The sequence below is a fragment of the Holdemania sp. 1001302B_160321_E10 genome (assembly GCF_015552275.1).
GTDB lineage: Bacteria > Bacillota_I > Bacilli_A > Erysipelotrichales > Erysipelotrichaceae > Holdemania.
This window is the reverse complement of sequence record NZ_JADNEM010000015.1, coordinates 89,458-103,089: the sequence shown is the minus strand read 5'-3', so window position 1 is coordinate 103,089 and position 13,632 is coordinate 89,458. Positions and strand designations below refer to the sequence as shown.

Genomic DNA, 13,632 nt, shown 5'->3' with positions numbered 1-13,632 from the left:
CCCTCGACTGAGCAGGGGCCGCCGATCACGGCGATCTTTTCATGACCGCCGACCTTGACGCCGCTGACGTCGATCACGGAATCTTCCGGATGGAACAGCCGGTTGGCTTTTTTATAAGGAGCCTGAACGCGGGTTACCTCCTTGACGCAGGTGAAGCTTTTCAGCCAGTCGACGTCCAGCGCGGTTGTATCGCCGACCAATCCCAGAACGATATAGTTGGCGCCTTCGCTGAAATTGAGTTCCAGCCCCTTTTTCTCCAGCTGATTCATCAGCCGCTGCAGTTCATTGCGATCACAATCTTTTTTTACGGTTAAAATCATACGTTTTCTCCTCTTTTCCGTTAAAAAATAAAAAACATCAAATCCGCTTTGATGTTTTCTTGAACCAATATAACGCGAAAATTCCAAGGAATCTTGGGTTACATTGGTCTATCAATAATAATAATAAGAGTGGTTCAATTTGATTTTTAACATGGAATATCACTCCCTGCTTCTTAGTTTACATGACTTTCAAATTGAAAGCAATACTTTCATTTATTTTTTGCAAGAATTTTACATTTTCAGGTTTCCCTTTCTTCCATCTCCAGGAAACCGGTAAGCGGATGTTCCGCCTCTTCAGCGTATCCCCAAGGTTCTACATCCTCCATTTAAAAGCGTGCTTACAGGAACCACTCCGGCTGACGACGTTGTTTCATCTTCTGCCGGAAAACAAGCTGCGCTGGGTAATAGAGCACCGGCGGAAACTGACGTGCACCGGCAGGACAGACATGGATGCAGGCTGTACAGGACACGCAGCGCGCCTTATCCGTGATGTGCGGTTGGGCCGGGTCAATGGCCTGAACCGGACAGACCACAGCGCAACGACCGCAGCGAAGACAACGAGAATTCGTCTGGGGCTTCAGCGGCAGCGCCGTAATTTTCCGGTAAGGGCGCTGACCGGGAATCGAGGAAATCATCGGGTGCGCGGCATCCAGCCCCTTTTCAAGCAAAGCTCGGGCAAAGTGGGCAATTCCAGCGAAATCAGCGGCATCCGGACGGCCATTTGCGACCGTCGGAAAAATCGAATGCTGTGCGACGACCGCAGCGGCGCCGACCACGGTGAACCCGGCGGCACTCAGAGCATCGCTCAGTTCCAATAGCGCGTCCTCATACGCTCGGTTGCCGTAAACGACGACCGCAACCGCAGGCGTGTTTCGTCCCTGAATCTGATTCATCCAGGCTTGGAAAAACGCCGGCAGCCTTCCGCTGAATACCGGAAATGCCGCAATCAGGCAATCCTGCGGCCCCAGACTGACGCCCTCGTTCAGATTCAGATCTTTCCGCGGCAGTCTTAACCCGGCGCACAGCTGATCAACGACCCTTGCCGTAGTTTGAGAAGCGCTGAATTTCATTGTGACTAAACGCATCGAACTTCCTCCTTTATCCGCAGCCGGATTTATAAAAAAGACGGAGATGGATTTCCCCGTCGATGGATTGTCGTTATGGTTAGCGATATTCTTTCACTTTTCCCTGATGATTCACAAAAATCAACGAAATGCCCAGGCGGCTTTTCATATAATCGCTCAACTGTTTCCATTCCTGCTTGGAGGAAATCTTAGACTCCATCAGGATCGAATATTTGGCGATCGCCGGATCCATCCTTTTGATCAGCGAGTACATTTTCGAATTAAACGTCTGCTTTTTGCCGCGCTTTTCATAATCGACCTCGATCAGCCATTTTCCTTCCGGAGTATCGACGAGGTACGCATCTTCCAATTCTTTATAAGTCAGCTTTTTCTTATCCAGCCAGTTCTGCAGGGACAGGGTCATATAGGCCTTGTTAAATTTTGCTTCCAGCTTGCCCGTCTTCGGGTTACGCTTGAGACCTGGAGTTTTCTTCAATGTGGATCCGGCTTTGCGGCCGCGTTTTTTCGGAATATACGCGCTTTCGCGGCTGTCCAGATCATTCAGGTAATAACGAATCTTCATCTTGGTGCTGACGTTCTTCTTGCCGGTTGGCGCAACGATCATTTCGTCGCCGCTGAGCATGCACTGGCGCATCGCGCTGCAGCAGGTAATCAGCGTCGCATTGCCTTCATTCAGCTTGCCCATTAGTTCTTTCGCCGAGCATTCCAAATAAGAATCGCCGGTCTGAGCCGCCTCGGTTTTCAGGTTCTCAATCAGCGATTTGTAATCTGTGATTTTAGCTCCCATTCCATTACTCCTTTAATTATAATTAACGCCAGATAAATTATATCAGCAACCCCTGAGAATGAAAATAACAAATTACGGTAATTGTTTTGTTTTTACAGCGAGAAAAGACTAAAAAAGTGACAGCCGTCACTTTTTCAGCCTGTCAGATCAGATTAAAAAGTCGTTTTTCAAACCTCGTATTCTTTTTCTGGAAGTTTCGATCGTTTTTTAATCCTTTAAGCTTGCGGAAATAAATACTATTTCATCATTTGACAAGTTTTATTCCGTTCATCTTCATCAAATCGGATAAAAAATTCATGTAAAGACAGGTCCAGAGCGCTCGCCAGAGCGAAACAATCCTGCAGCGTCGCTTCCTCCTCCTTCCGTTTCAGCCGGCCCATCCAGCCGGGTGATTGCCGGGCTTTGCGGCACAGCTCGTCTTCATCCATGCCGGTCTGACGCATGACCTCCTTGAGCAGCTTGATCGTCCAATCCTTTTCCACCGTGTTTTTTTCGTGCATGTTTAATCCCTACCTTTCTTTGGAATTCATATCTCCATTATTAATATTGCGGAAAATTCCAAAATGCCTGCCAAAAAGGTTAAAAAAGTTCAAAATTTTTATTTCTGACGCGAAAAAGCCGCACAGTTTGACGTGTGCGGCCGGTGTGCTGCTTATTTCAGATGGCTGTCCATCCAGTTGAGCGTTTCAGAATAGGAGCGTTCGCGGTGCGACGGCTTGCCGAAATGATTCAGTCCATGATGATCGCCGTCAAAGCAGACGACACGGGTCTCCACACCCTTGTCCATCAGTGCCGTGATCATCTGCAGGCCGTCGGAAAGATGGCAGCGGAAATCCGCCAGCGGCTGGATAAACAGCGTCGGCGTCACCGCGTTGCACGCGTATTTCAGCGGCGAGCGGTCCCAATACGTCTGCGTTTTCTCAAAGATCGAGCCGCCCATCTGATCCGGAACGAATTCCATACTGATGTCGGACACGCCGTACATCGAAACCCAGTTGACAACCGAGCACTGGCTGGAGGCCGCCTTAAACCGGTCGGTATGGCCGATGATCCAGTTGGTCATGTAGCCGCCATAGGAAATGCCGGTGACGCCCATCCGCTGCGGGTCGATTTGCGGATAGCGCTTGAGCACTTCGTCAGTGAAGTTCATGATGTCTTCATAATCGACGGTGCCGTGTTTTTCCCGGATTTCCGCAAACTTGTTGCCGCGGCCGTCAGAGCCGATCGGATTGCAGAAGAAGACGAAGTAACCGGCGGAAGCCCAGGTCTGCATATCGACCCCAAACGTGCCGTGATAGGCGCCCTTCGGCCCGCCATGGATCGTCAGAATCGCCGGATAGGTCTTTTCCGGATCAAAGTCGGCCGGCTTCATGACCCAACCGTCGACGTCCCAATCGTGACTGGCAATCGTCAGCGGTTCGCATTTGCTGACCTGTCTGGTCTGTAAGAATGAACGGTTGAAGTCGCTGAGGCAGCAGGCTTTCTGCGTTTTCAGATCAATCGTCCAGACCTCGTCAAAATCGGTTCCCTGCTTGCCGGCGATGACAGCCTGATCGCCAAAGATATCGAAGCTGCCGATATCGCCGCTCCAGTCGGACATCTTTTTCAACTCATTGTCCCCGCCGAAGCAGAACAGATTATTCGAAATCCGGTCGCTGCCGTTGATCCACAGCGCGCCTTCTTTGGGTTTGGCAAGATAGTAGGACAGATCCGCTTCCGCCAACAGCGTCAGCGTTCCTGATGCCGGATCGAGTTCGTAGAAATTCGGATGCTCGTTTTGTCCCCAGGTTTCGCCCTTGGCAGCGCAGAACAGCACCCTTGTGCCGTCGGTCGCAACGTTCTGACTGCGGTTGCCGAAGCCTTCGTTGACGTAGACCTGCCGGTTTTCACCGGTATCCAGATCGTAACACCAGACGTCCTTCTGCAGCTTGGTGCGCAATGTGTACGCGCAGCCGGAATAATAGATCTTCCGGCCCACGACAGCGCTGGCTTCGACCTGAAACAGCGGTTCGCTGCATGGGGTCAGCTCGGCTTTTTTCTCGTCGTAAACAAATAAGCGCGTGCGCATTTTGCTCGTAAAGCCCGGCGTGCCGTTAGACCAGAACGGAGTTTCATCCAATACGTGAAACTCGGCGTTCTTTTTCTTATCCTCGGCAACCTGCTTGCGCTCCTCGGCGTTCATCTTATAATAATCCGGCACGTTCGCATCGCAGCGGGCCGTGACCAGATACAGGCCATTCTTCAGCTTTTCCAGCTTTCCCGCCTGTATCGGCAGCGTAAACGCCTTGATCGCCTCGCCGCCCTCCAGGCTCAGGCGGTAAACGCCGGTCAATTCCTCGCCGGCCTCAGCGCGCTTTTGATCCGCCGGATCGCGCAGCGATAAAAACATCATTGTTTTCGCATCGTCCCACAGATAGCTGCTTTCCTTGCCGAAGCTGGTCAGCTGGCGGAATTCCCCATCCTCAGGGCGCGCCCAGATCGTAAAATCATACCCGTCCTGCTCGTTGCAGGCTTTGACGACGACGGCAATGTGCCGGCCGTCGGGGGAGAAAGTTACGTCGCTCAACTCGCGAAGTTTTCTAAAGTCGTTCAGTTCAAATTTTTCCATTCGATATTCTCCTTCTGATCCTCAGTTTACAATGGGATGAAAGCGATGTCAAACTGAATCAGCCGACTTTCATTTTTATTCATTTACTTTTCAAAAGATCAGCGCAGAAGCCGATGCAGCGACAAAAAGGAATCGGTCAGCTCCGGATCAAATTGCGTTCCCCGGCCCTCTTCAATCCGGCGCAGAACCTCCCGCTGCGGCAGCGGGTCATGATAGCGGCGGCGGCAAATCATCGCGTCATACGCGTCGGCCAGCGCCAGCACGCGGGCTTCCTCACAGATCTCAGAAGCTTTTAATCCATAAGGATATCCCCCGCCGTCCCAACGTTCATGATGCTGCAGGATGATCGGCGTCAGATCGTTCAGCAGCGTTACGCTGATCAGACGCGCGCCTTCAGCGGGATGTTTTTGCATCTGCCGCCATTCCCCCTGGTCTAAACGATCTGGTTTTAACAGCACGGCGTCGGGCGTTGCCAGCTTGCCCAAGTCGTGCAGCAGCGCTCCTTCTTTCAGCTTGCGGCAGCGATCCTCGGACCACGCCAGTTCCTGCGCCATTTCGTAAGCCAGCCGGCTGACGCGCAGACTGTGGCGGCAGGTCTCCAAATCCCGCAAACGCAGCGCCGACAAATACGCTTCCATGGCGGCCTGCCGCGGCGTCAGTTTATTTTTCATGTGTGATCCCGCCCTTCTTTTTTAGCAGTATGGGCGAAAAACACGCTATTTAAACAAGCGCAGATGAACCGAACCAACACATTTTTGACAGGGGCTGAAAAACTCTCCCATTCCGCCAAGCACGATGGAAACAGACGCAAAAAAAGATATGCCCTCAGAGAAAGGGAGGAGACTCTGACTGCATATCCTTTGGATGACAATTCCATTTTATCATAACGCTTTTGCTTTTCGAGGCAATGTTTTTCCTGATTGAAAAGGAAAAAAGTGCGTGGAAACCTTCGGATCGCAAATCCACCGCAGCGCCTGCCTTTTTCGCCATCACCAGCTCAGCCCCTGCTTTGGCATCGCGCCGCACAGTGCTCTTTATTGTTTATTCCATACAGTGCCCGCAGACACGCTTTATATGAAAGAAACAAAAAAAAGCGGCGTTCACCGCTTTCGTTGTAAGGTTGTTATTTCTGATGCGCCAGCACCATTTTTTCCAACTTTTCCAAACCCGTCTGCAGCTGGGCGCGCGGACTGGCCAGGTTCAGCCGCTCAAAGCCCAGATAGTCTTCGCCGAAGAATTTGCCTTCGGACAGATAGACATGCCCTTCCTCGATGCAGGTCTGGTTCAGCTTGTCCCACGCAATGCCGCAATTTCGCATGTCGAGCCAGAAGAAATACGTTCCTTCCGGTTTGCGCGTCTTGATCATCGGCAGCCGTGTGCGGAAAAAGTCATCAGCGTAATCCCGGTTGGCCTTGATGTATTCCAGCAGCTGATCCATCCAGTCTTCGGAATACTGATACGCCGCTTTCATCGCTTCCAGTGCGAAGATGTTGATGCTCGCGATGCCGACGTTGACCGCCTCGGCCTTAAACGCTTTGAACAGCTCCGGATTTTTGATGATCACGCCGGAAATTTTCAAGCCGGCCAGATTGAACGACTTCGTGCAGGAGACACAGGCGATCGTGTTCTGACGGGTGTAGTCGTTGATATTGATGATCGGCGTAAATTGACCGTCAAAGATGAAATCGGCATGGATTTCATCGGCGATGATCTTCAGCTGGTGCTTCTCGCAGAACGCGGCGATCTGTTCCAGTTCCCTCTTCGTATAGACGCGGCCGGTCGGATTCTGCGGATTGCACAGAATGAAAATCTTCGTCTGCTCGTCAATTTTCTTCTCCATGTCCTCAAAGTCCAGCGTATAATACCCATCCTCTTCGTGCATCGGACACAGCGTCGGCACGCGGCGGTTGGACAGCGTCTTGTCGACAAACGGCTCATACGCCGGAGTCGGAATCAGGATCTTATCGCCTTCCTGGCTGAACAGCCGGATCGCGGCGGACACTGAGTACATGACGCCGGTCGACATCATCATCATTTCCGGATCCGCGCCGTATTGATAGCGGCGGTTGAACCAGTCGGCCATGACCTGCGCGTAAATTGGACCACGTTCCGTGTAGCCGTAAGCCGGACATTCCATGCGCTTTTTCAGCGCGGCCTGAATTGGATCGGAAACCGCGAAATCCATATCTGCGATCCACAGCGGCGTCACATCCGGGATATCCAGCGTTTCCTGTACAACAAACCATTTCGTGGCGTCGGTATGGCTGCGGTCGGTCACTTGATCAAAATTATATTTCATATTTATTCACCTCTGCTCTCCCAGTTTAGCATAATTTATTCAAGATTGGTAGCTTGCCTGCGAGTTTTTAAGTCAAATTAAAAGGGAGAATGAAATTCACTCCCCCATCGCCTGCGTCAGTTCGCTCAGCGTCTGATCGAGCTGCGCCTCGTCAAACCGGCCGCTCTTTAACAACATATAGCCTTTCATCAGCGCGATGTTCAGGCGTTCCGCCTGCTCAGACGGCCAGCTTTTCAAATCCAGCTGATCCGCACGGCGCAGAATCGCGGCGACCTGCTCGGCTTTGGCAAACAGGTGATGTTCCTTCATCACTTCGCCAAACAGCGTTTCCAGCGTCCACGAACGATTGTGCTCGGTCACGAACATTTTGATCGGATCAAAGTGCCAGTGCGCCTGTTCGCCCGCGCTTAAAATCTGCTTCATCTCTTCATCGCTCAGCTCATCCATCAGCATAAACGAAATATCGAACCGCGTGCAGTCCTGATTGCTGGCAGGCTGCCGCTGCAGGATTTCCTCGACCGTCAGCTTCAGCATGCCGTCGTCCAACAAGCCCAGCTCAATGTTCATCGGGGCTGTAATCGTCTCTAAAATATGCTGATCGACGTCGTCGATGTTATAACAATAAATCGCTTTTTTCATAGTTTTATGCCTCCAGTGGTTTGTATTATACCCGAAGCTGGAAAGAATATCCAATCTTAAACCCGAAATTTTAATTTTTTACCAAGGGAAGCACTTTCTTTGGACACGGAGTTCGCCAGACTGTTCCGCTGTGATCAAGGGCGGTAAACCCAACGCCCTTCCACCAGGGTTCCCCGACATTGCCACTGCTTGTCAAACAGCGCCAGATCGGCGTCCATACCGGCTGCCAGACGGCCTTTACGATTTCCGACCTGGGCTAAGGAAGCCGGGTTGACGCAGGCCATCTGAACCAGCTCGCACGGCGTGCAGCCGCACATCTCACCCATCATCCGCACCGCGTCGTTCATGCCGATCGCCGATCCCGCGCGCCGGCCGGTTTCCACTACCTGAACATGCTGGCCGTGCTTGCGGCAATGCAGCCCGCTGAATTCGAAGTCGCCGTCCGGCATCCCTTTGCCCAGCATCGCGTCGGTGATCAGCACCAGCCGCTGTGAACCGAAATGTTTCCACGTCATCCGGACAACCTCGGGATCGACATGGAAGCCGTCCGCGATCAGCTCCGCCTTCATGCCTTCCTCTAAAAACGCGCCCGTGACCGTGCCGGGATCGCGGTGCAGATGCTGGCTCATCGCGTTGTATAAATGGGTGAAGCCGGCAGCCCCGGCGAGACTGGCGCGGTGAACGTCGGCGCTGGTCGCGTTGGTATGGCCGACCATCACCGTGATTCCCGCCTGCACCGCGGCCTGAATAAAGCCATCCATGCCCGCCCGCTCTGGCGCGACGGTCATCACTTTCAAGCGTCCCTGCGCCGCTTCAACCATGTCCCGCAGTTCCTTTAACGACGGATCGCGCAGGTAGCGTTCATCCATCAGCGCCTTATAATCCGGGCTTAAATACGGGCCTTCCGAATGAATGCCCAGCATCGCGGCCCCCGGCAAGTCCGCCACCGATGCCAGGCCGCGCAGAATTTCCAACAATCGTTCATGCGAAACGACCGTCAGCGAAGCCATGAACGCCGTACAGCCGTCCATCGCGACGTTGCGGCTCACCGCTTCCGCCGCCTCAGCCTTCCCGCTGATCAGATCTTCCCCGGCCGCCCCGTGGATGTGAATGTCGATCAAGCCCGGCGTCAGCATCAACCCTTCCGCGTCGATGACCTCGTCCGCGTTCTCCGCCTGCGCAGACCAATCCGCTTCCGGCATCAACGCGGCGATCTTTCCCTCCTCGACCAGCACCGCGCCGCAGGGAATCTCGCGAAACCCGTCGGCGATCACATGCGCGTTATGGATCAGCGTTTTCACAGCGTACCGCCTTCTTCCAGCAGCTTCCGGGCTTCTTCCATGATCTTGATCGACGAGGAGGTGCCGAAACGTGTCGCTCCCGCCTTCTTCATTTCCAGCAGCGCCGCTAAGGAACGGATGCCCCCGGCCGCCTTGACCTGGACGTCCTCGCCCGCTTCATGCTTCATGATAAACACGTCCTTGGCTGTCGCTCCAGCCGGACCGAAACCCGTCGAGGTCTTGATGAAGTCCGGCTTCACCTCGCGCGCAATCTGCGCCAGGCGAATGATTTCTTCCTCGCTCAGATAACATGTTTCAAAGATGACCTTGCAGATCTTGCCATATTGGTGACACAGCCGCGTGATCCGATCCATCTCCTTGCGCACAAGATCCCAGTTGCCGCTTTTCAGCTCCGTCAGGTTGACGACATAATCGATCTCGTCTGCGCCCTGGCGGATGGCATGCTCCGTTTCCAGCAGCTTGACGTTCAGTTCAGTTTGGCCCAGCGGAAAGCTGATCGCCGCTCCGACATGCACGCCGCTGCCCTTTAAGGCATGGTGGCACAACGTCACCTGACAGGAGTTGATCGCGATCATCTTGAAATGATAATCCCGGCACTCCTGGCAAACCTCCAGCACTTTCTGTTTTGTCGCGTCCGGCTTGAGTATCGTATGGTCGATCATCCCGGCCAATTCGCGCAGCTGCGCTTCCAACTTTTCTTCCATCTTCCTGTTCCTCGCTTTCTTTTCAATCTCCGTTCTGTCTGCTTTCATTATAACGAAGCGCTTTCATGAATGCCAGTATTATTCATAGATTGACTCAATTTTCAGAATAAAAAATCCCATCCTCCTGACATTGGAAAATGGGATTGTTCCTCAGCGCTGCCGCGTGATATATTCCTGGACGTTATTCGTCTTGTAGACGCAGTTGGAATTCTGATCTACGACGACCAGCGTCGGCGCTTGCATAATCGAGAAGCGTTCGCTGAGCTGCGCCTGTTCCTGGGCGTCGATCAGCTCATAGGCGATCCCGGCTTTCTCCAGCAGCCGGCCGGCCATCTTGCAATTCGGGCAGGTCTTCGTCGTAAACAACAGGACACGGCCTTCCGCGGAAGAGGACGGCACACTCTTTTCCTCGCGGCTTTCCGGCTGGACCGGGGCTTCTTTCAGCGCCTGACGGCCTTTCAGGACGGAATGACCGATATCATAGACCTTACGTTCCTTGTATTCCTGCGTCTTGCCGGCATTCCAGTTCTGAACCGGCCGGTAGTAACCCGTGATCCGGCTGTAAACCTCAGTTGTACGGCCGCAGATCGGGCAGACATACTGCTCTCCCGCGATATAACCGTGGTCTTTGCAGATCGAATATGTCGGAGACAATGTATAATAAGGCAGTTTATAATTCTGGGAAATCTTGCGGACGAGGGAAGCGGCGGCTTTCCAGTCCGGCAGCTTTTCGCCTAAGAAAGCATGGAAGACGGTACCGGAAGTATACAGCGTCTGCAGCTCGTCCTGAACGTCCAGCGCCTCAAAGATATCCTCGGTATAACCAACTGGCAAATGCGAGCTGTTGGTGTAATACGGCGTGTTGCCGTCCTCCGTCGCGGTGATGATGTCGGGATACAGCTGCTTGTCATGCTTGGCCAGGCGATAGGTCGTCGATTCCGCCGGCGTGGCTTCCAGGTTATACAGATCGCCGTATTCTTCCTGGTACACGACTAACCGTTCGCGCATGTGGTTCAGCACTTCCCTGGCGAATTCCTGCGTTTCCTTATGCGTCAGATCGGCGCGCAGCCAGGCCGCGTTCAGTCCGACCTCGTTCATGCCGATCAGTCCGATCGTTGAGAAATGGTTATCAAACGATCCAAGATAGCGCTTGGTATAAGGATAAAGCCCTTCATTGAGCAGCTTGGTGATGATCTGACGCTTGACCTTCAGCGACCGCGCGGAAATATCCATTAAACGATCCAGCCGGGCATAAAAATCATCTTTGTCCTTGGCCAGGTAAGCGATCCGCGGCAGGTTGATCGTCACGACGCCAACCGAACCGGTGCTTTCGCCGCTGCCGAAAAAGCCGCCGGACTTCCGCCGCAGTTCGCGCAGATCCAGCCGCAGCCGGCAGCACATGCTGCGGACGTCGCTGGGCTGCATGTCGCTGTTGACGTAATTGGAGAAATACGGCGTGCCATACTTCGAGGTCATCTCAAACAACAATTTATTATTTTCCGTGTCCGACCAGTCGAAATCTTTCGTGATCGAATACGTCGGGATCGGATACTGGAAGCCGCGGCCGTTGGCGTCGCCCTCGATCATAACTTCAATAAACGCCTTATTGACCAGATCCATTTCTTTCTGGCAGTCGCCATAGGTGAAATCCTGCGGCTGACCACCGATAATCGCCGGCTGCTGCGCTAAATCCGCCGGCACAACCCAATCCAGAGTGATGTTGGAAAACGGCGCCTGCGTGCCCCAGCGGCTCGGTGTGTTGACGCCATAGACAAACGACTCGACGCATTTCTTGACTTCGTCATAGCTCAGCTGATCGACCTTGACAAACGGCGCCAGATACGTATCAAACGAGGAGAACGCCTGTGCGCCCGCCCATTCGTTCTGCATGATGCCCAGGAAGTTGACCATCTGATTGCACAGCGAAGCCAGATGTTTCGCCGGTTTGGAGGTAATTTTGCCCGGTACGCCGCCTAAGCCTTCCAGAATCAGCTGCTTCAGCGACCAGCCGGCGCAGTAGCCCGTCAGCATCGAAAGATCGTGCAGATGGATATCGCCGCTGCGGTGTGCGTTGGCGATTTCCTCGTCATAGATCTCCGAAAGCCAGTAGTTGGCGGTGATCGCACCGCTGTTGTTCAGAATCAAACCGCCGACCGAATAAGTCACGGTTGAATTTTCTTTCACGCGCCAGTCCGTCGCTTTGACGTAGCTGTCGACCAGTTCTTTATAATCGAGAATCGTCGATTTCATATTGCGGATTTTTTCCCGCTGTTTGCGGTATAGAATGTATGCCTTGGCGACGTCGGAATATCCGGATTGGATCAGAATTGATTCCACGCTGTCCTGAATATCTTCCACCTGGATCAGATCGTCTTTGATTTTGCTTTCAAAATCCGCGGTTACCCGCAGCGCCAGCATATCAATCACGCTGGAATGGTATTGTTTCTGCTGAGCCTCAAAGGCTTTGGTGATCGCCAGTGAAATCTTGCTGATATCAAATTCCGTAATCATGCCGTCGCGTTTAACTACTTTATACATACGTCTCTACCTTTCTTTCCTCTATAACCCCCGGAGCTCGGTGTCCGGTACCCACGAAAGCAGAATCTTCCGAAACGCTTCCATTTCTTCTTTGGTGCAGGCGTGCAAGCCGGGCTGAATCACCCGCTCGCTGTCGACAAACTGCTGCAGAACCAGCTTGCGGGCGCCCTTGATCCACTCGCCCAGACGCCGCATATCCTCAGCGGTATGCAGCTCCTTGACTACTGTCGTTCGAAATTCATACGGAATCTTCTCCTGCATTAACAGCGCGACACTTTTTTCAACAGCCGCAAGATCCAGCTTTGTCAAACCGACCGTTTCGCTGTAGCGTTCACGGCAGTTTTTCAGGTCCATCGCCACGTAATCAATCAATCCCTCGTCGATCAGATGCTCCAGCTGATCTGGGAAACTGCCGTTGGTATCCAATTTGATCGGATAACCCAATTCCTTAATCCGGCGTAAGAAAGCTTCGATCCCCGGCTGCAGCAGCGGTTCCCCGCCGCTGATACAAATTCCTTCCAGAATTCCCTGACGGCGGGTTAAAAAGTCGAACAGTTCTTCCCTGGGAATCTGTGCCATATTCTCCGCCAGAAACACCAGATCAGAGTTCTGGCAGAACGGACAGCGGAAATTACAGCCACCGGTAAACAGCGTGCATGCGATCTTGCCGGGATAATCGAGCAGCGTCATTTTCTGAATGCCGAAAATTCCCACCCGCTGCGATTCCTGTTCTTCTTCCGCCAGATAATCTAATGCGTTGGCAACCGCCTTACTTTGCAGCTTTTCAAACAGCGCCGCTTCATCCTCGCTCATATTCTGCGTGATCTGATCCCACCACTGTTGGCGAATCAAATAGATCTGACCGATAATCTCTTTCGCTTTCGCCGTCGTTCGCAGCGTGCGCACGCGTTTATCCGTTGGACTGACCTCGATCGTGACATATCCGACTTCTTCCAGCCGCTGAACGCCTTTGGTTACGGTTCCTTTGTCATAACAGCCCAGCTGCGCCAGACCGTTCATCGTAATGCCTTCGTTCTCATAAATGAAAATTAAAAACGGAAGCTGTCCGGAACCCAGCTGATAGGCGTCCAGCACTTTATCGTAGTATTTTTGCGAACAGCGATACAAAATAGACGAGTCCGTCAACAGCCGTCCTGTCTTTTTCATCCCCTCACCTCAATTAGTTGGAAACTCAACTATTGAAATGATAGCACGTATAACCTGCTCCATCAAGCCTTGTTCTCCTGAATTTTTTATTCAGATTTCGACTGAGTTCACTCAAAAGAGCTAAGTCCTTTAACCAGGCGGATTTTGACAGGTTAGCCCCTTCTAATCTTGAAATCATTTTCAG

General features: G+C 52.7%; 11 protein-coding genes and 1 pseudogene. All 12 read right to left on the bottom strand.

Annotated features, from left to right (window positions below; genetic code table 11):
* A pseudogene (locus tag I2D94_RS10605) lies at nucleotides 1–320 on the bottom strand (3-deoxy-7-phosphoheptulonate synthase); the annotation flags it as partial.
* Between the two features lie 338 nt (nucleotides 321–658).
* Nucleotides 659–1,405 (bottom strand): 4Fe-4S binding protein, encoded by a 747-nt coding sequence (locus I2D94_RS10600; protein WP_195396836.1) that lies wholly within the window; start codon nucleotides 1,403–1,405, stop codon nucleotides 659–661.
* Nucleotides 1,406–1,484: 79 nt separating this feature from the next.
* Nucleotides 1,485–2,192, bottom strand: a complete 708-nt coding sequence (locus tag I2D94_RS10595) for a hypothetical protein (RefSeq protein WP_072686089.1) — start codon at nucleotides 2,190–2,192, stop codon at nucleotides 1,485–1,487.
* 236 nt (nucleotides 2,193–2,428) lie between these two features.
* Nucleotides 2,429–2,692, bottom strand: a complete 264-nt coding sequence (locus I2D94_RS10590) for a helix-turn-helix transcriptional regulator (protein WP_072686087.1) — start codon at nucleotides 2,690–2,692, stop codon at nucleotides 2,429–2,431.
* Nucleotides 2,693–2,844: 152 nt separating this feature from the next.
* A complete protein-coding gene (locus tag I2D94_RS10585; RefSeq protein ID WP_195396834.1) occupies nucleotides 2,845–4,800 on the bottom strand; it encodes a S9 family peptidase in 1,956 nt (651 codons plus the stop codon).
* Nucleotides 4,801–4,898: 98 nt separating this feature from the next.
* The gene (locus I2D94_RS10580) at nucleotides 4,899–5,471 is read right to left on the bottom strand and encodes an HD-GYP domain-containing protein (RefSeq protein ID WP_072686083.1); all 573 of its coding nucleotides are present in this window, start codon (nucleotides 5,469–5,471) and stop codon (nucleotides 4,899–4,901) included.
* A 452-nt stretch (nucleotides 5,472–5,923) separates the two neighbouring features.
* Nucleotides 5,924–7,099, bottom strand: coding sequence for a MalY/PatB family protein (locus tag I2D94_RS10575; protein WP_195396832.1), 1,176 nt, complete (start codon nucleotides 7,097–7,099; stop codon nucleotides 5,924–5,926).
* A 96-nt stretch (nucleotides 7,100–7,195) separates the two neighbouring features.
* The gene (locus tag I2D94_RS10570) at nucleotides 7,196–7,738 is read right to left on the bottom strand and encodes a DUF3783 domain-containing protein (RefSeq protein WP_072686079.1); all 543 of its coding nucleotides are present in this window, start codon (nucleotides 7,736–7,738) and stop codon (nucleotides 7,196–7,198) included.
* A gap of 134 nt (nucleotides 7,739–7,872) precedes the next feature.
* Entirely contained in the window at nucleotides 7,873–9,039 is a 1,167-nt protein-coding gene (nagA, locus tag I2D94_RS10565) for an N-acetylglucosamine-6-phosphate deacetylase (RefSeq protein ID WP_072686077.1), read from the bottom strand.
* The gene (gene deoC / locus I2D94_RS10560; protein ID WP_072686075.1) at nucleotides 9,036–9,743 is read right to left on the bottom strand and encodes a deoxyribose-phosphate aldolase; all 708 of its coding nucleotides are present in this window, start codon (nucleotides 9,741–9,743) and stop codon (nucleotides 9,036–9,038) included. The genes nagA and deoC overlap by 4 nt, the downstream gene beginning before the upstream one ends.
* 150 nt (nucleotides 9,744–9,893) lie before the next feature.
* Nucleotides 9,894–12,281, bottom strand: coding sequence for a ribonucleoside triphosphate reductase (locus I2D94_RS10555; protein ID WP_072686073.1), 2,388 nt, complete (start codon nucleotides 12,279–12,281; stop codon nucleotides 9,894–9,896).
* Between the two features lie 21 nt (nucleotides 12,282–12,302).
* Nucleotides 12,303–13,448: an anaerobic ribonucleoside-triphosphate reductase activating protein gene (locus I2D94_RS10550; protein WP_072686071.1), complete on the bottom strand. Its 1,146-nt coding sequence runs from the start codon at nucleotides 13,446–13,448 to the stop codon at nucleotides 12,303–12,305.
* Between the last annotated feature and the right edge of the window lie 184 nt (nucleotides 13,449–13,632).

Coding starts and splice junctions, on each gene's coding strand:
- I2D94_RS10600 (WP_195396836.1), bottom strand. CDS start 1,405: ATGCGTTTAGTCACAATGAAATTCAGCGCTTCTCAAACTACGGCAAGG.
- I2D94_RS10595 (WP_072686089.1), bottom strand. CDS start 2,192: ATGGGAGCTAAAATCACAGATTACAAATCGCTGATTGAGAACCTGAAA.
- I2D94_RS10590 (WP_072686087.1), bottom strand. CDS start 2,692: ATGCACGAAAAAAACACGGTGGAAAAGGATTGGACGATCAAGCTGCTC.
- I2D94_RS10585 (WP_195396834.1), bottom strand. CDS start 4,800: ATGGAAAAATTTGAACTGAACGACTTTAGAAAACTTCGCGAGTTGAGC.
- I2D94_RS10580 (WP_072686083.1), bottom strand. CDS start 5,471: ATGAAAAATAAACTGACGCCGCGGCAGGCCGCCATGGAAGCGTATTTG.
- I2D94_RS10575 (WP_195396832.1), bottom strand. CDS start 7,099: ATGAAATATAATTTTGATCAAGTGACCGACCGCAGCCATACCGACGCC.
- I2D94_RS10570 (WP_072686079.1), bottom strand. CDS start 7,738: ATGAAAAAAGCGATTTATTGTTATAACATCGACGACGTCGATCAGCAT.
- deoC (WP_072686075.1), bottom strand. CDS start 9,743: ATGGAAGAAAAGTTGGAAGCGCAGCTGCGCGAATTGGCCGGGATGATC.
- I2D94_RS10555 (WP_072686073.1), bottom strand. CDS start 12,281: ATGTATAAAGTAGTTAAACGCGACGGCATGATTACGGAATTTGATATC.
- I2D94_RS10550 (WP_072686071.1), bottom strand. CDS start 13,448: ATGAAAAAGACAGGACGGCTGTTGACGGACTCGTCTATTTTGTATCGC.